The following is a 16929-nucleotide window of genomic DNA, read 5'->3' on the forward strand; positions in this document are numbered from 1 at the left end:
CTGCACGACTTGCAGCTTGAACTCCGCGTTGAATGTTCGTCTTTGCTTCTTGGTCATATTTCTCGTCCAGGTGGATTCCACCTATCGAGGTGTCCGGGGGAATTAGACCAGCACAAGGCTCGCCATGAGATGGCTTTTCCCACTGCCTGCTTCGCCTTCCAAAATCCAGATAGAGATTTTTTGTGCTTCAACAAATTGTTGAACTTCAGCACTCAATTCCACCGCGCGATCAATCGCGTTGTCTAAACCACAGTTGTTACAAAACTCACGAAAAGCCGAATGATCGTATTCTCCAGTTGCGTCTCTTGGAAACACGGCATTCATCAAGTCATTGCCCTGTTCCGATATCAACTCAAGACTCTTCAACAGCGACTCATCCTGCTTGAGTAAGTCGCCATCATGTAAATCTTCCAACAACCTCTCGTAGGCCCGCTGAAGCATCTCCAACGAGATCGCAGCCTTCAATCGAGCCATCTCTATTGGCAGCTTTTCCAGCACATTTTTCCAAGCGATGACTAACTTGGAACAATTTTTTCTGTGCGAATCAGCGGCTCCTCGTGCTCCGGTGAAATGATTGAGAACTCCCTCGGCAGAAGTAGTTTGATGAAGCACAGGGGTATAGCGATCATGAAGCTGCGCAATCGCTAATTCTGTTTGTGTAGAAACCCAGTCCAACGAGTACGCTGGGCAGCCAAACCAATAGCTCAAAAGATGACTAGCCTCTGGCGTAATCAAGTGTTTGACTAGTTCTGAATAGCCGACCCACTCAACATAGACCGATGGTCTTAAGACACTCCAGTTATCAACAAGCTTGTTCCATTTAGTTATCTGGCCGGGCGTTCTATCCAACGGAACACAGACGATATAGCGTGCTAGGTCGGGGTGCCTTTGGATAGCAGTTTTTACAGACTCATTAACTTGATTCCATTGAGATGCATCTAGTTTTATGAAAAATTTCGATTGAAGCCCGACATATTTTCCTGATGAAGTAATTGCAATTGCCTCTACGCCTCCGTCTCCACCCCGGCCTTCGACCCGATCAATGCGCGTCAGGCTTTCCTTGGTTAATAGTGGCAAAAGCTGAACGCATAGTTCTTCAAATCCTTTGTCCTGCTTTCCATCAAAAACTCGGATTTCGGAGAATTTGATATCAGGCGTTCTACCCCCTCCTCTACTTTTCATCAACGGATCCTCATCTTTCTGGGCTTTGACTATGGGCATGCTACCTGTTTGATTACACACGGCATTCTGGGCTACGTGGTGCGCTGGGTGGACCAGGGCGTGGGCTGCTCCAAGGTGCCCGACATCCATAACGTGGGCCTGATGGAAGACCGCGCCACCCTGCGCATCAGCAGCCAGCACATGGCCAACTGGTTGCTGCACGGCGTGGTCACCCAGGCCCAAATCACCGAAACCTTCGAGCGCATGGCCGCCGTGGTGGACGGCCAGAACGCGGGCGACGCGGCGTACCAGAACATGGCGGGCCACTTCGGTACCTCGGCGGCATACAAGGCCGCGTGCGACCTGGTGTTCAAGGGCCTGGAACAGCCCAGCGGCTACACCGAACCCCTGCTGCACGCCTGGCGCTTGAAGGTGAAGGCGGGGATGGCTTGAGGCAAATGAAGCAACAATTGGGAACTGCTTGCTACTGAAATAGTAGCTTCCCACGCTTACCAAATAAGCGCTGGCTGCCGATTGGATGCCTGAAATGCAAAACGGCAGCTAAGGCTGCCGTTGTTCGGGGGTCTCACCGGGCCGGGTGGGCCGGGCTGTCGGGAAATTACCCCGGGTGCGGAAAATACCGGTCGATCAGCGGGCTGGCATGCGGCGGCGATCGCGGTCGTCGGAGGGCCAGTTGTATTCGGTGGTGGCGTGCAGTGTGGTCATCGGGAATCTCCTTGTGCACCTACAACGAGGCACCCGGAGATTCGGTTGACAACTTTTTTTACAAGCTGTGCACGATCTCAGGCGACCGTTTCCCCGAACACATGGGCCTGTCCCAATACGGTAATTTCCACAGTGGAACCCAGCGGCGGGATGTGGATGGCCGGGCTGCGCACCAGCAGCGGGGCCGTGTGGCTTTGCGCATCGCCCAGCAGGCGCACCGTCAAGCCACACAAGGCACCACCAAAGTCAATGTCTTCAACCACCCCGTAGCTGGCCTCGGCATCGGTGTCCATGGGGTCGGGCGGCACGGCGGTCAGTTGTAGCTGCTCGGGGCGCAGCATGATCTGCACCGGGCCTTTGCGCTGGCTGTCGTCGGCGGCGATCACACCCAGGGCGCAGGTGGCCCAGCCTTGCGACAACTGGGCGGGCAACACAATGGTTTCACCCAGAAATTGGGCGGTGGCGGCATCCGCGGGGCGCAGGTACAGGGTGTGCGGCGGGCCCACCTGGGCCAGACGGCCTGCACGCATCACCGCCACCTGGTCGGCAAACGACAGGGCTTCGGCCTGGTCGTGGGTGACCAAAATGGTGGTGATACCGGCGGCACCCAGCAACTGGGCCACGGCTTTGCGGGTGCTGGCGCGCAGGCCGGTGTCCAGGGCGGAAAAGGGTTCGTCCAGCAACATCAGGCGCGGCCTTTGGGCCAGGGCGCGGGCCAGGGCCACGCGCTGCTGCTGGCCGCCAGAGAGTTCGTGCGGGCGGCGGGTGAGCATGGCGGGGTCGAGCGCCACCATCTGCATCAGCTCGGTGATGCGCTGGGCGCGGTCGGTGGCGTTGCGGGCCAGGCCGAAACCGACGTTGTCGGCCACGCTCAAATGCGGGAACAGCGCACCTTCTTGCGGCACAAAGCCGATGCCGCGCCGGTGGGCCGGAACGGCGTTGGGGCCGTCGGCCAGCGTCTGGCTGCCCAGGGTGACGCGGCCCACATCCGGCGCTTCAAAGCCCGCAATGATGCGCAGCAGCGTGGTTTTGCCCGAGCCGGATGGGCCGACGATGGCGGTGCGGCTGCCAGCGGTGACCTGCAAATCAACACCGGCCAGTGCCACTTGGGGGCCGTAGCTTTTGCGCACGGCGTGAAGTTCTAGAAAGCCCATTACAGATTAACGTCCAGCCGTTCGTTTGGATTGCACATATAAAAGCCAGGTCATGGGCATGGACAGCAGCACCATCATCAGCGCGTAGGGGGCGGCGGCGGCGTAGTCGATCTCGCTGCTGAAGGCCCAGAACGCGGTGGCCAGGGTTTGCGTGCCGGTGGGGGCCAGCAGCAGGGTGGCGGTGAGCTCGTTGGTGATGCCCAGCGCCACCATCGCCATGCCAGCGGCAGCGCCCGGTGCCGCCAGCCGCAAGGTGACCGACCACAGCGCCTGCGCAGGCGTGCGGCCCAGGCTGCGGGCGGCGTGCTCCAGCTCCACCGGGGCCTGGGAGATACCGGCACGCAGGCTGACCAGCGCACGCGGCAAAAACATCAGCATGTAGGCCAGCAAAATCGTGGCCACGGTTTGGTACAGCGGCAACGCCACCCGCACGGTGATGGTGACCAGGGCCAGCGCCACCACCACACCGGGCAGCGAGCCGACCATGTAGTTGCAGGCCTCCACCACACGCTGCAGCTTGCCGGGTTTGCGGATGGACAGCCAGGCCATGGGCACCGACACCACCGTGGTCAGCACGCCGCCCAGCAGCGCCCACACCAGGGTCTGGCCCAGTGCCGCGCCCATCACGTCCAGATGCCACACGCCTGCACCACCCGCAATCAGCCAGCGCGCCAAGGTGTACAGCGGTACGCCCAACGCCAGCAGACTGGTCAAAAATGGTAGCAGCCAGGCCAGCACCGTCCAGCGGCCCAGGCGGCTGCGCACCGGCATGCGGGCGGCTCCGGTGCCGACACGGGCATAGCGTTCGTGGCCGCGCAGCCGGGCTTCCAGCGCCAGCAAACCAAAGCAGCACAGCACCAGCACACCGGCCAACATGTTCGCCGCCGGGCCGTTGTAGGTGGACTGGAACTGGTCCACGATGGCGGTAGTGAATGTGTCGTAACGGATCATCACGTACAGGCCGTACTCGGCCAGCAGGTGCAGGCCCACCAGCAGCCCGCCGCCGCACAGAGCCAGGCGCAACTGCGGCAGCACCACGCGGTAAAACACCGCCCAGGGCCCCAGGCCCAGCGATGCCGCAGCGTCTTCCATACCCGGGTCCAGCCGCCGCAAGGCCGCTGACAGGGGCAGATACATGAACGGGAAATAGGCGATGGTGGACACCAGCACCGCGCCAAACAGGCCATGCAGGCTGGGGGTGACCGTCATCCAGGCATAGCTGTGCACAAACGCGGGTACGGCCAGCGGGGCCACGGCCAGCGCGGCCCAGGTGCGGGCACCGGGCAGGTCGCTGCGCTCGGTGAGCCAGGCCAGGGCCAGGGCAAGCACGCCGCAGACCGGCACGGTGACCAGCTCCAACAGGGCGGTATTGACCAGCAACTCGCCCACGCGGGCGCGAAAAATCAGCGGTGCGGCGGTTTCCCAGCCGGTTTGCCAGGCCACCCAGACCACAAAGCCCAGGGGCAGCAAAGCAAACAGCGACACCAGTACCGCAGCCGCACCCACCCACGACAGGCGCGCGCCCCCAATGCGGCGCATGCCATGCGTGGGGGCGCCTACCAGGGCAGGCGCGCGGTGCAGATCAGACGGAACGGCAGACACGGAATGGGATTACAGCAGGCCCGCCTGGGTCATCAGATCCGAGACTTTTTTGCTGTTTAGGTTGGAAGGCTCGACCTTGGGCGACTGCAGATCGGCCAGCGGCACCAGCTTGGGGTGGGACTGTGCGCCCACGCCCACGGCGTATTCATACGAATTGCCGGTGCGCAAAATGGTCTGGCCGCCCTTGCCGGTGATCCACTTCACAAACGCCTGGGCCTGGGCGGGCTGCTTGCTGGAGGCCAGCACGCCGCCACCAGAAATACTGACGAACGCGCCCGGGTCTTCGTTGCGGAAATAGTGCAGCGCGGTGTTGTTGCTGTTCTCCGCCGTCTTGGCCTGGTCGCCAAAATAGTAGTAGTGGTAGATCACTCCGCCGTCGATCTGGCCCGCGTTCACAGCCTTCATCACCGTGCTGTTGCCCTTGTAGGCGGTGAAGTTTTCTTTCATTCCCTTGAGCCAGGCGGCGGTGGCAGGTTCGCCCTTCATCTCCAGCATGGCGCTGACGATGGCCTGGAAGTCGGCACCGGCCTGCGAGGCGGCCCAGCGGCCTTTCCAGGCGGGGCTGGCCAGGTCCATCATGGACTTGGGCAACTGCTCAGGCGTGAACTTCTTCTTGTTGTAGACAAACACCGTGCTGCGAGCGGCCACACCCATCCAGTGGCCGGTGGCGGGGCGGAAGCTGGCAGGCACCTGGGCCAGCGTGGCGGGCTCCAGCGGCGCAAACAGGCCGGCCGCCTCCACCAAGGCCATGGCGGGCGAGTTTTCGGTCAAAAACACATCGGCGGGCGAGGCCTTGCCTTCTTGCACCAGCTGGTTGCCCAGCTCGCTATCGCCGCCATTGCGCAACACCACCGGAATGCCGGTTTCCTGGGTAAAGCCCTTGGCCCAGGCCTGGGTGAGGCTGACGTGCTGGGCGTTGTAGACCACCAGCGGCTCGGCGCTTTGCGCAGAAGCCCCCAGAGACACAGCCAACACACCCGTTGCCAACGCCACGGCACGGACCAGGAAAGGGATGGAGATTTTCATAAATACAGTTTGGAAAGTGGAGGGCTCCGGGGGTGGACTCCCGGTGCCGCAGAGCGAACAGTGCAAATAAGAATTAATTGCATCTGAATTCTAACCGCGCACTCTCCCCCACTGGGGCCGTCCCTGCAAGCCCGGGGGGCATTTGCAGATCTTTACGGGCCGGGGGTCAGAGCCGGGCGTTGCGCGTGCCGCTGGATTTGCGGTATCGGCGTTTGCGCTCCGACTGGCGGCGGCTGAAGGCCAGCATCACGCGCAGGCCCTGTGCGCAGAACAGCAGCACCGCGGCTCCGATGGCCCAGGGTGTGACCTCGCGCACCAGGGCTGAGGCCAGAAAAGAGGCTTTTTCCTGGTCCAGCTCGGATTGCTCGGCCGAACGCGGCGGTGCGTTCTGGGGATTCGGCTCTTCCGCATTGGCATCGCCGTTGGCGCGCCGACGCAGCACATTGGTTTCGGCATTGGCATCGATCGATTTGTCCGAGCCGAATTCGGTGCTCAGGAAGTTCTTGGCATCCAGGGCCCCCGAGTTGACCGCCAGGTCTTTGGCGGCCGTATGCAGGGTTTCACCCAGCGGGCGGGCATTGGCTTGGCTGGCGGAAGCCGCACTGGCCGGCTTTTGGGCACCCTGGAGAATGGCGTCTGTTCGGGGTTCGGAGGCGGCCGCTTTGACCGGCATGGCAGACAAGGCCCGCAGCACGGGCGAATCGGAATGGGCATCGGCCAAATCAGCGGCCTCCCGGGCATCCTGCGAAGTGCCGGACGACAGATCAGGCAAAAGCGCAGCCGCTGCAGGCATGCCATAGCAGGCTGCCGCCACCGCGCACAAGGCACCCGCCATCACCTGCGGCCTCTTGTCACCCCACCATTCCATAACCTGTCTCCAACGCCAAAACCACCGGGCACGCGCCGAACACGCGTAACAATTTGAATTATTTTGATTTTATTTGCAATACACCCACACAGGGGCAAGATAGCGCCACTACCCGCTGACCCTGGGGAATACCACACCCCACAATAGCTACATATTTTATAGCTAACAACCCATATATAGACAGCGAAGAATAGCGTTTTTTTATGATTTTTACAGTGATAAACTGTTTCTTTGCGTAAAGAAGGCCAGTACCATGGCCTATGCCTCACGCCGCCATCCTGCCCCACCTAGAGAGCTGCCCGCTGTGTGGCCAGCCCAACCTGTGTGCCATGGAGCAAGCGCGCCGCACCGGGCAGGCGCAGCCCCCGTGCTGGTGTCTGGCGGTGGCCATCGCCCCGGCCACGCTGGCGGCGATTCCCCCTGCGGCGCGGGACCGGGTCTGCATCTGCTCCGCCTGCGCGGCGAAGGCACCGCCCCCCTAAGTCCCCACCCGGCCCTTGCCTATGCCCTCCTGGACCACCGGACTGCTGCCCACCGAGTTGCTGGCACTGGCGCTGCTGGTCACCCTGCTGGCCGGTGCCCTGCGCCTGTGGCGCCCCAGCCACCAGCGGGCGCTGCGGACCACCTGGGCCTTGCTCAACCTGACCTGGTGCGCCCAATTGCTGGCCCTGCTGGCGGCCAGCCAGGGCCACGACCTGCTGATGGGCATCCTGCGCAACGCGGCCCACTTTTGCGCGGTGTGGGCCAGCATCCAGATCGGCACGCTGCTGGTGTTCCGGGTGCTGCTGCCCGCCCTGCGGGTGCACTTGCCGCAGATTGCCCAGGACCTGACGTTGACCGCCCTGTCGCTGGCCTGGGCTCTGGTGTGGCTGCGGCTGGTAGGGGTGGACGCGTCGCAGCTGTTTGCCACCTCGGCCATCATGACGGCGGTGGTGGCCTTTGCCATGCAGGACACGCTGGGCAATGTGATGGGCGGCGTGGCGCTGCAACTCGACAACTCGCTGCGGGTGGGCGAATGGGTGCAGATCGACGACCTGAGCGGCCAGGTGGTGGACGTGCGCTGGCGCTTCACCGAAATCGTCACCCGCAACCGCGAGACGGTGGTGGTGCCCAACAGCTGGCTGATGAAAAACCGCTTCCAGGTGCTGCGTCGGCGCCCGGGCGAGCCCCTGTTGTGGCGGCGCATGCTGCATTTCAACATCGACCACAGCGCCCTGCCCGGCACGGTGCTGCGCACGCTGGAGCTGGCGGTGACGGACGCCAGCATCGCCCACGTGGCCACCCAGCCCCCGCCCAGCGCAGTACTGATGGAGGTGGGCGCGGGCTACAACCACTACATCCTGCGCTACTGGCTGACCGACCCGCAGTGTGACGACCCCACCGACTCCGCCGTGCGGGTCCACGCCCTCACCGCCCTGGCCCGCGAAGGCATCCGCATGGGCCTGCCGCAGGCCGAGCGGCTGGTGGCCAGCAAGGACGAGCACAGCCGCAACCTGCATGCCCAGCGCGAGCAGGCCCGCCGCATCCGCGCCATCCACAGCATCGCCCTGTTTGCCAACCTGCCAGATACCGAGCAGCAAACCCTGGCCGCGCACCTGGTGTACGCACCGTTTGCGGCGGGCAGCGCCATCACCCGGCAAGGCGCGGTGGCGCACTGGCTGTATTTGATCCTGCACGGCGAGGCCGAAGTGGTGGTGGACAGCAGCGCGGGCCGCACCACCGTAGCCCGGCTGCACAGTGGCGAGTTTTTTGGCGAAATGGGCCTGCTCACCGGCGAGCCACGCAGCGCCACCGTGCTGGCTGTGACCGACGTGGAGTGTTACCGGCTGGACAAGGAAGGCTTTGGCCTGGTGCTGGCGGCCCGCCCGGCACTGGCCGAAGACATTGCCACCCTGCTGGCCCAGCGCCGGGCCGAGTTCACCGCCCGGCTGCAGCAGTCGGCAGCCCCCAACACCCCGGTGCGCAGCAAAGACCTGCTGGCGCGCATGCAGGCGTTTTTCGGGATGGAATAACCCGTCCCCCGTGCAGGGGCCTGCGTGAGCCCGGCTACCATGTGCGGTTGTTCATCACCCCACCCCATCTTGTCCACCACCACCACGACCGCTGAACTCCAGGCCCGCTACGGCGAACGCTACCGCTGGCTGCTGCTGTTGGCGGTGATGGTGGGCACCATGGCCTCGGTCATGTCGTCCACCATCGTCAACGTGGCCATCCCCGACATGGGCCGCCACTTCACCCTGGGGCCGTCACAGGCGCAGTGGGTCACTTCGGGCTTCATGGTGGCCATGACGGTGTCCATGCTCACCACGCCCTGGCTGCTGGCCCGCCACGGCTACCGCCGCGTCTACGCCGGGGCCATGTGGCTGTTGCTGGCGGGTGGCATCACCGGCGGGCTGGCCAGCGACTACGGCCTGGTGCTGGCGGCCCGGGTGGCCGAGGGGCTGGCAGCGGGCGTGGTGCAGCCGATTCCGGCCATCATCATCCTGCGCGCCTTCCAGCCGCACGAGCAGGGCCGGGCCAGCGGCCTGTTTGGCATGGGCGTGGTGCTGGCCCCGGCCATCGGGCCCAGCATCGGCGGCATTTTGGTGGATATGTTTGGCTGGCGCTCCATCTTCTTCATGGTGGTGCCGTTTTGCCTGGTGTCGCTGTGGCTGGCGCGCAAGTTTGTGCCCACCACCGCCCCCGGCGGTGCCATCGCCCAGCACAGCGTGGGCCTGGACTGGCGCGGTCTGCTGCTGGCCACGGTAGGCACGCTGTGCCTGCTCAACGGCATGGTGCAGTTGCGCGGCGGCAGCCCCCCCGTGGCGGGCACGCTGCTGTTGCTGGCGGTGCTGGCCCTGGCGGGATTCATAGGCTGGCAGCGCCGCCTGGCCGCCCAGGGGGGCGCGCCGCTGATGGACCTGGCCCTGTTTGGCTACCGCCCGTTTGCCATGGGCAGCATCGTGGCGGTGATTTACGGCACGGCGCTGTTTGGCTCCACCTACCTGCTGCCGGTGTACATGCAGGTGGGGCTGCAGTTGTCGCCCTCGTACGTGGGGGCCATCCTGCTGCCCGCCGGGCTGATGCTGGCCGCCACCATCGCCGTGGTGGGCAGGTTGGCCGACCGGCAGCCCACCTACCTGCTGGTCAGTACCGGGCTGGCGCTATTGGCCGCGTCGTTCGGGCTGATGGCCACCATCGGCCTGGGCACGCCCATCTGGGTGTTGATGGCCTGGGCGGTGCTGGGGCGTATCGGGCTGGGCTTTATCCTGCCGTCGCTCAACCTGGGGGCCATGCGGCCGCTGGACAAGGCCCTGATCCCGCAGGGCTCCAGCGCCATCAACTTCTTGCGCATGCTGGGCGGTGCCGCCGGGGTCAGCCTGTGCGCCATCGTGCTGGAATGGCGGCTGGCCGCGCACGGCGACACGCTGGACAACCCGCTGACCAGCCCGGCCCGGCTGGCCGCGTTCAACGAGTCATTTTTCATGCTGGCCGCCCTGTGCGCCCTGGCGCTGATCGCCGCCTGGCAACTCAAAACCAACAAGGAATAGCGATGTGCCAACTGCTGGGTATGAACTGCAACACCCCCACCGACGTGGTGTTCAGCTTTAGCGGCTTTGCCGAGCGCGGTGGCCGCACCGACCACCACAGCGACGGCTGGGGCATCGCGTTTTTTGAAGGCCGGGGCCTGCGCCATTTTGTCGACCACCAGGCCGCCTGCGACTCGCCGGTGGCCGCGCTGATCCGCAACTACCCCATCAAAAGCCGCAACGTGATTGCCCACATCCGCAAAGCCACCCAGGGCGTGGTGGCGCTGGAGAACTGCCACCCGTTCGTGCGCGAGCTGTGGGGCCGCTACTGGGTGTTTGCCCACAACGGCGACCTGAAAGACTTCCACCCGCGCCTGCACAGCAGCTTCAGGCCCGTGGGCAACACCGACAGCGAGCGCGCCTTTTGCTGGATCATGCAAGAGCTGGCCAAGTCGCACGCCGGGGTGCCCAGCGTGGCCGAGCTGACGCTGACGCTGCGCGAGCTGAGCCAACGTATCGCCCGCCACGGCACCTTCAACTTTTTGCTCAGCAACGGCGAAGCGCTGTGGGCCCACGCATCTACCAGCCTGCACTACATCGAGCGCCAGCACCCGTTTGCCCACGCCTCTTTGACCGACGACGACCTCAGCATCAACTTCGCCGACCACACCGGCAGCAACGACCGCGTGGCCATGGTGGCCACCGCGCCGCTGACCACCAACGAGGCCTGGACGGCGTTTGCGCCCGGGGAACTCAAGGTGTTTGTGGACGGCGCTTTGCTATTGATTAAATAGCTTGTTGCGCTTACACAATAAGCGCTAGAGGCCGATTTGGCTTAAATTTCAGGCCATACCAGGGCCAGAAGCCTAGGGCGGCAGGCCAGTACCCAGGCGACCACCGCCGCGCTCCCGGCCAGCAGCATCACCCACACCAGCACCGCCATGGAGGGCCGGTCGGCCAGCAGGCAGGCCGCCAACGACAGCGCCAGGGCGGCTGCCCCCAGCATGCGCAATAGCCGCCGGGTGCCAGGCACCTGGCTGGCGGGGCGCGCCATCACCTGCTCCCAGTGCACCTCCATCGCCAGCGCCAGCCAGGCCATGCCCAGCCCGGTAGCAGCCGCAGCGGCCAGCAGCCAGAGTGCGCTAGACATGGGCCACCTCCGCATGAAGGGTAGGCATGCGCTGTGCGCGCAGCGCCAGGCGGCGCGCCGCCACCACCGCAATGCCCGCGCAGGCCAGCAGGCTCAGGTCCACCCCGGCCACCGGCCAGTAGGGCTGGATGAACAGGGTGCGGACCAGGTGGTCGCCGGTGGTGATGGCATTCAGCAGCACCGCCGCCACCGCCAGCACGGCAATCACGCCGCACTGCTCGCGCCAGGCGGGGTTCATGCGGGCCTGCGCCACGGGGGCGCTGCGCCACAAGGCGTGGCCCAGGGCCAGCAGCCACAGGGCCCAGAAGGCCTGTTTCTCCCAGTCGCCCTTGCCAGGCAGGTCGGCGGGCAGCAGGCGATTCGCCACCAGCATGCCGATGGCGGCAATCAGCATGCCGGTGACGGCGGCCACCGCCAGGCCATCCACCACGCGGCTGCCCTGGCTGCCGGCCTGGGCGTGCTTGGCTTTGCGCTTTTCCACATAGAAGATGAAGCCGGTGGCGATGCACACGCAGCCCAGCAGGCCGCCCAGCACATACAACCAGCGCAGCAGCCAGTGCTCGAAGTGCTGCAGGTGCAGGCCGGTGAGGAACTCGGTGGTGGCCGCCACCGGGGTGCTGGCGGGTTCTTCGTGCAGTACCTCGCCAGTGCTGGCCTTGAAGTGGATGGCCTCGCCCACCAGGGCCACGCGGTCGCCGCCTGCGCGGTAAATACTCACATAGCCATTGGCATCGCCCAGGTGGTGCAGCTGCAAAAAGCCCACCTGGCCCGCCATGTCGCGCGCAGCCCAGCGGCGCTGGGCCTCGGCCACCATCGCGTCCACCGAGGCCAACGGAGCCGGAGTGCCCGCGCGCCCATGCGGCAGGCCGGTGGCGCGGGCTTCCACGATTTCGTGCTGGTCGTGCAGGCCCTTGAGCTGGAACTGCGATACAGGGAAGTAATACGAGCCCGCAAAGATCAGCAGACCGGTAAAGGCAAAGAAAAAATGGAACGGCAAGGCCACCACGCCGGTAAGGTTGTGCAGGTCCAGCAGGCTGCGCTGGGTGGACTTTTTGGGCCGGAAGGTGAAGAACTCGCGGAAGATCTTGCGGTGCATCACCACGCCGGTCACCAGCGCGGCCAGCATCACCAGACCGGCCAGGCCGACGGTAAATATCCCCAGGTTCTTCCAGTCCCAGTGCAGGCTGTAGTGCAAGGGGTAGAACCATTGGCTGCCGATCTTGAGCTGGTCGGTAGGCACCACGGCACCCGTGCGCGGGTCGATGGTGGCGTCGCCGTGGATATGGTTTTCGGCGGTCGTATCCAGCGGCAGCGGCACGCGAAAGCCTGCGCCTATGGCCAGCACCGGGTCGCGGTGGGTGGTGTAGGCCCAGTACTCGTCGGCAGGCAGTTGCAGGCGCGGGGTCTGCGGGCCTTTGGCGGGGTCGTGCAGGGTGGCCATGTTGGCGGCGTAGTCGGCCTCGTCGGGCTGCAGCCGGGCAAAGGCGGGGGCCAGCACGGCATCGAAAGATGGCATGGGCTGCGGCGCAAACCGGGTGCTGGGCACGGCCCAGCGGTCGATCTCGCGGTCGAACACCGACACCGATCCGAAGAAGAAGCACACCATCAGCACATAGCCCAGCACCAGGCCGAACCAGGTGTGCAGCCAGGCCATGGATTGGCGGAAATTAGGAAACATGGATGGGCCTTTCAAAGAATGGCGCGTTGCAACAGCCAGGCCACAGCGTTGAGCAGCACCGCGCCGCCTACGATCACGGCGCACACGCGCCCTACGCTGCGCGCCGCAAAGGCCCACAGAAACAGGCCCAGAAACACCAGCAGGCCCAGCATCATCAGCGCCTGCTCGGCATCGTGAAACGCCACGCCCATGCCCACCAGGGCGGCGGTGCCAGCGGCCACAAAGCCCCAGGTGAAGAGCCAGCCGCCCAGGATGGCGGCGGTGGTGCGGATCGGTATCCGCAGGGCGGGGGATGTAGAGCTGGCCATGTCGACTACAACTTGTATTCCAGCGAGATGTAGGCGCTGCGCGGCTCACCGTAAATGGCACCGTAGGCAATGCCGCCCACGTACTTTTTGTTGAACAGGTTGTTGATGTTGAGCCGCGCGCTCAGGTCTTTGCTGACCTGGTAGCTGGCGAACATGTCCGACACCATGTACGCGCCCTGGCGGGCTCCGCCGGTCTTGATCACTTCGGACTGCCAGCGCGTGGCCACGCCCAGGCGCAGATCGGGCAGATTTGGCACGCGGGTGTCTACGCGCAGCTTGGCGGTGGTGCGGGGCACCCATTCGTAGATGTCCTGGCCGTCCGGGCCGGTGAGCTTGAGCTTGGTAATGCCCAGCGACAGGCGGGTGTCTTCACCGACATGGCCAACCGCCTCGACCTCGAAGCCCCGGGACTTCACGTCCTTGGGCACATAGACGTACTGGGTGCCGTTCATGCTGTCATAGGTGGCCAGGCCCGCTTGCTTGGCACCGAACACCGCAAAGGTGGTCAGCAGGCGCTTGTCCAGCCAGTCGGCCTTGACACCCACCTCGTGGTTCACGCCCGTCATCGGATCCAGGTAGTTGCCGTAAAAGTCTTTCTGGTCCTGGTTCTGGAAAATTTCGGAGTACGAGGCATAGCCCATCACGGTGGGCGTGAAGTCGTAGGTCAGCCCGGCGTAGGGGCTCACCTTACGGGTGTCTGGGTAGGCGGTGGGGGTGGTCACCGGGCCGTAAATCGAGTTGCCCGAGCGCGCCAGCTTGACGGCGTTCAGGCCCAGGATGGCGTGCATCCCATCGGTGACCGACAGGCGCGTGGCGGCGTAGAACCGGGTCAGCGCCTGGCTGCCGCTGCTGGTGGGCGTGCGCGCACCCCAGTTGGGCTCGGGATAGACATTGCTGGCGTACGGGAAGGCGGGCAGCGGCAGGAACAGGTACGAGGCGTCGTACGGTGTGGTGTCGGTGGCGGTTTTTTCTGTCGAGTGGCTCAGGCCGGCAATCAGCTCGTGGCGGCGGCCCAGCAGGTCGAACTTGCCGTTCACGTTGGCATCCAGCAGCTTGTGGTCGGTGCTGGTGAAGCTGCCGTAGGGCCAGCCGACCAGGCCGGTGTTGTCGGCATTCAAGCCGCCCGTGAGCGAGTAGGCATACAGCAAACGGGTCTGCTCCTTGGCGCGGCGGTGGGTGGCGGTGAGCTTGCCCACCCAGTCGTCGCTGAAGAAGTGGCTGTACTCGGCAAAGGCGGTGGTGGACTGGGTGTTCCAGTAGGTCCAGTCTTGCGAGGTGGACGACGAGGTATCGAACGATGCCTGGCCGCCGTTCAGGTAGTTCAGCGTCAGCGAGCCCCACATGGGCGAGGTCTGCTGTTTGTCCAGGTGGGTGATGCCCAGGCTCAGCACGCCGCTGCGGCCAATCTGGGCATCGATCACGCCGTACAGGCTGGTGTCGCGGTCGTGCAGGCTGCGCAGGTAGGAGTCTTTGTCCTGGTGCACCAGCACCACCCGCCCCGCCAGGGTGCCGTCTTCGGTCAGCAGCTTGTTGTAGTCCAGCGCCACGCGTTTCATGCCGTGGGCACCGGCTTTCACATTGATTTCGCCCCCGTCCTGGTTGGTGGGGCGCTTGCGCACGTAGTTGATGGTGCCCGAGGCATTACCCACGCCGGTGAGCAGGCCGTTGGCACCGCGAATCACCTCGATCTTGTCGAACAAATAGGTGTCTTGCTGGCCCGTCACCGTGCCCCAGCTGTTGGTCATGCCCAGGCCGTCGATCTGGGTGGACTGGATTTCGAACCCGCGCGCGTTGTAGGTGGCGCGGTTGGTTTCGTATTGGTCCACGTTCAGGCCGGTCACCAGCTCCAGCGCCCGGTTGCCATCGACGACTCCAAAGTCGCGCAGCGCCTGGGTGTCCAGGATGCTGATGCTTTGCGGCGTTTCCTTGATGTCCATCGCCAGGCCGGTGGCCCCGCTGGAGACGCGGTTGGCGCGCAGGGTGGTCACCACCACGGCCGGCAATACTTTTGCGTCGGCCGATGATGCTTGTGCGGGCGCGGTCTTTTGTACCAAGACGGCGCTGCCGTCTACGCTGGCCTCCAGCTCGCTATCCAAAAGAAGGCGGTCCAAAGCCTGCCGTGCGGTCATGGTTCCATTCACGGCGGGTGCCGACTTGCCGGCCACCAACGCAGCCGGAAACGTCATCTGCAAGCCCGCCTGCTGCGCCAGCGCGTTCAGCGCCTGCCCGAGCGGCTGGGCCGGGATGTGGATGGCAAGCGGCGCTGCCGATGCCGTTGCGCTGTTTTGGGCGTGCGCCAGGGGTGCATGGCCCGCGGCCATGGCGATGGCCATGGCAGCCGCCAGGGCCAGGGGTTTCAGGCGCGGGCGCTTGTGCAGCGGGGTGGGTCGCATGGGTAAGAACTCCTCGGTTTGTTATGGATTGCCGGGGGTCGCACACCAGCGCGCAGCCCCACTCCCACCGATGAAGACGCACCCGTCTTAAAAATCCTCACGTTGCGAATGAGAATTCTTCAAAGTTTTTTAACCCCTCTAACGCGGCACGATTTCCGTCTGGTCGCCGCGCTGCTCCAGCCGCACGGGCAGCACCAGGGGCAGCGTTGCGGCAAAGCGCTGCCACTGTTGCACGCTGTAGCTGCCGCCCACCGGCATAGCGGCCAAGGCCGGGTCATGCACCACCAGGCCGGTGGGGCCGTAGCGCTCGAACTCTGCAATCGCCTGGGCCAGCGGCGTTTGGTCAAAGCTGATGCGGCCATTGCGCCAGGGGGCCATGGCCTGCGCGGGCCTGCTTGCCACCGGGCTGATGTGCCCAGCTTCGTTGGCCACCACCACTTGCCCCGCAGTGAGTTCTACCGTGCTGGGGGCACCTCCTGCGCCGGGGCGGTCCACCCGAACATGGCCCTCCTCTACCGAGATGACGGTTTGGCCGGCATCCAGGCCAGACGCGGTATGCCGCACCGAGAACCGGGTTCCCACCACGGTAATGCGCAGCGCGCCCGCCCAGACATGGAAAGGGCGTGCACTGTCGGGCTTCACCGTGAACATGGCTTGCCCGTCTGCGAGCCGCACCTCGCGGCGGTCGCGGTACAGGCGGGCCTCCAGGCGGGTGGCCGTATCCAGCTGCAAGCGGCTGCCGGTGGCGCTGGCCTGGGTATCTGGCAGATTTACCGCCTGCTGCTGGCCGCGCTCGGTAGAAAAGGCTTGTTTGAACGTGGGTTGCTGCTGCCAGTGCTCCCAACCCATCCAGCCCCCGCCCACCACCGCGAAGACCATGGCGGCAGCGGCTGCCTGCGGAAATACCGGACCCCAGCCCCGGAACCACTGGCGGCGCCCAGGGTTGGCGGGCTGTTGTGAGGTACGCGCTTGCGAGGGTCGCGGTAGGCCGGCCTTCAGCGATGCCACCTCGCCATCGGGCAGTTGCTGTACCTCGCCCCAAGTGGCATCCATGTCGTCCAATGCCGCAGCGTGGCGGGGGTCGCTATCCAGCCAGGCCTGCAGCTCAGCGGCCCCTGCGGCACCCAGCCCGTTGCGGCGGCGGACGGCCCAGGTGGCGGCTTCCATGTCCAGCGGGTTTTGCGCCAAGGCAAAGTCTTCGAACTCTTGCGCGTCGGCATGGGCAACGGGCGGGTACAGCCGGTGTGGAGAGGACGGGTGGGTAGGCATGCGGGGCGGCAAAAGAGTGCTCTGATGAGTGTAGACGTGCGAGGGTGGGCAATTCCTCACCTCCCGCCTGGCGGAATACAGCAGG

General features: G+C 64.8%; 14 protein-coding genes and 1 pseudogene. 5 read left to right on the top strand and 10 right to left on the bottom strand.

Annotation, left to right across the window (positions count from 1 at the left end; genetic code table 11):
- Nucleotides 1-102: 102 nt before the first annotated feature.
- The gene (locus AC097O_RS22940; RefSeq protein WP_479595268.1) at nt 103-1221 is read right to left on the bottom strand and encodes a hypothetical protein; all 1119 of its coding nucleotides are present in this window, start codon (nt 1219-1221) and stop codon (nt 103-105) included.
- A 21-nt stretch (nt 1222-1242) separates the two neighbouring features.
- Here AC097O_RS22940 and AC097O_RS22945 point away from each other — a divergent pair.
- Nucleotides 1243-1614 (top strand): annotated as a pseudogene (locus AC097O_RS22945) (malate synthase G); the annotation flags it as partial.
- 350 nt (nt 1615-1964) lie between these two features.
- Here AC097O_RS22945 and AC097O_RS22950 read toward each other — a convergent pair.
- From AC097O_RS22950 to AC097O_RS22965, 4 genes are all read right to left on the bottom strand, one after another.
- Complete coding sequence (locus AC097O_RS22950; RefSeq protein ID WP_479595269.1) at nt 1965-3041, bottom strand: ABC transporter ATP-binding protein; 1077 nt, start codon at nt 3039-3041, stop codon at nt 1965-1967.
- A gap of 6 nt (nt 3042-3047) precedes the next feature.
- Nucleotides 3048-4643 carry an ABC transporter permease gene (locus AC097O_RS22955; RefSeq protein ID WP_479595270.1) on the bottom strand — a complete coding sequence of 532 codons (1596 nt, stop codon included), beginning with the start codon at nt 4641-4643 and terminating at the stop codon, nt 3048-3050.
- A gap of 9 nt (nt 4644-4652) precedes the next feature.
- Nucleotides 4653-5669 (bottom strand): iron ABC transporter substrate-binding protein, encoded by a 1017-nt coding sequence (locus tag AC097O_RS22960; protein ID WP_479595271.1) that lies wholly within the window; start codon nt 5667-5669, stop codon nt 4653-4655.
- A gap of 166 nt (nt 5670-5835) precedes the next feature.
- Nucleotides 5836-6537, bottom strand: coding sequence for a hypothetical protein (locus tag AC097O_RS22965; RefSeq protein WP_479595272.1), 702 nt, complete (start codon nt 6535-6537; stop codon nt 5836-5838).
- 260 nt (nt 6538-6797) lie between these two features.
- On the opposite strand from AC097O_RS22965, the gene AC097O_RS22970 reads away from it, so the two are divergent.
- The 4 genes from AC097O_RS22970 (at nt 6798) to AC097O_RS22985 (ending at nt 10840) form a co-directional block, all read left to right on the top strand.
- Nucleotides 6798-7019 (top strand): cysteine-rich CWC family protein, encoded by a 222-nt coding sequence (locus tag AC097O_RS22970; protein ID WP_479595273.1) that lies wholly within the window; start codon nt 6798-6800, stop codon nt 7017-7019.
- Nucleotides 7020-7040: 21 nt separating this feature from the next.
- Nucleotides 7041-8549 (top strand): cyclic nucleotide-binding domain-containing protein, encoded by a 1509-nt coding sequence (locus tag AC097O_RS22975; protein ID WP_479595274.1) that lies wholly within the window; start codon nt 7041-7043, stop codon nt 8547-8549.
- A 69-nt stretch (nt 8550-8618) separates the two neighbouring features.
- Nucleotides 8619-10067, top strand: coding sequence for an MFS transporter (locus AC097O_RS22980; RefSeq protein ID WP_479595275.1), 1449 nt, complete (start codon nt 8619-8621; stop codon nt 10065-10067).
- A gap of 2 nt (nt 10068-10069) precedes the next feature.
- The gene (locus tag AC097O_RS22985; protein WP_479595276.1) at nt 10070-10840 is read left to right on the top strand and encodes a class II glutamine amidotransferase; all 771 of its coding nucleotides are present in this window, start codon (nt 10070-10072) and stop codon (nt 10838-10840) included.
- Nucleotides 10841-10881: 41 nt separating this feature from the next.
- Here the strand turns inward: AC097O_RS22985 and AC097O_RS22990 are convergent, their stop codons facing one another.
- The 5 genes from AC097O_RS22990 to AC097O_RS23010 all read right to left on the bottom strand — a co-directional run bounded on the left by AC097O_RS22990 (nt 10882) and on the right by AC097O_RS23010 (nt 16844).
- Nucleotides 10882-11196, bottom strand: a complete 315-nt coding sequence (locus AC097O_RS22990) for a DUF3325 family protein (RefSeq protein ID WP_479595277.1) — start codon at nt 11194-11196, stop codon at nt 10882-10884.
- Nucleotides 11189-12874, bottom strand: coding sequence for a PepSY-associated TM helix domain-containing protein (locus tag AC097O_RS22995; protein WP_479595278.1), 1686 nt, complete (start codon nt 12872-12874; stop codon nt 11189-11191). Before AC097O_RS22995 ends, AC097O_RS22990 begins: the two co-directional genes overlap by 8 nt.
- A gap of 11 nt (nt 12875-12885) precedes the next feature.
- Nucleotides 12886-13182: an iron uptake protein gene (locus tag AC097O_RS23000; RefSeq protein ID WP_479595279.1), complete on the bottom strand. Its 297-nt coding sequence runs from the start codon at nt 13180-13182 to the stop codon at nt 12886-12888.
- Nucleotides 13183-13187: 5 nt separating this feature from the next.
- Nucleotides 13188-15575 carry a TonB-dependent siderophore receptor gene (locus tag AC097O_RS23005; protein WP_479595280.1) on the bottom strand — a complete coding sequence of 796 codons (2388 nt, stop codon included), beginning with the start codon at nt 15573-15575 and terminating at the stop codon, nt 13188-13190.
- 138 nt (nt 15576-15713) lie between these two features.
- Nucleotides 15714-16844 (bottom strand): FecR family protein, encoded by a 1131-nt coding sequence (locus tag AC097O_RS23010; protein WP_479595281.1) that lies wholly within the window; start codon nt 16842-16844, stop codon nt 15714-15716.
- Nucleotides 16845-16929 lie beyond the last annotated feature (85 nt).

The organism is Rhodoferax sp. LS1P39, from assembly GCF_056521425.1.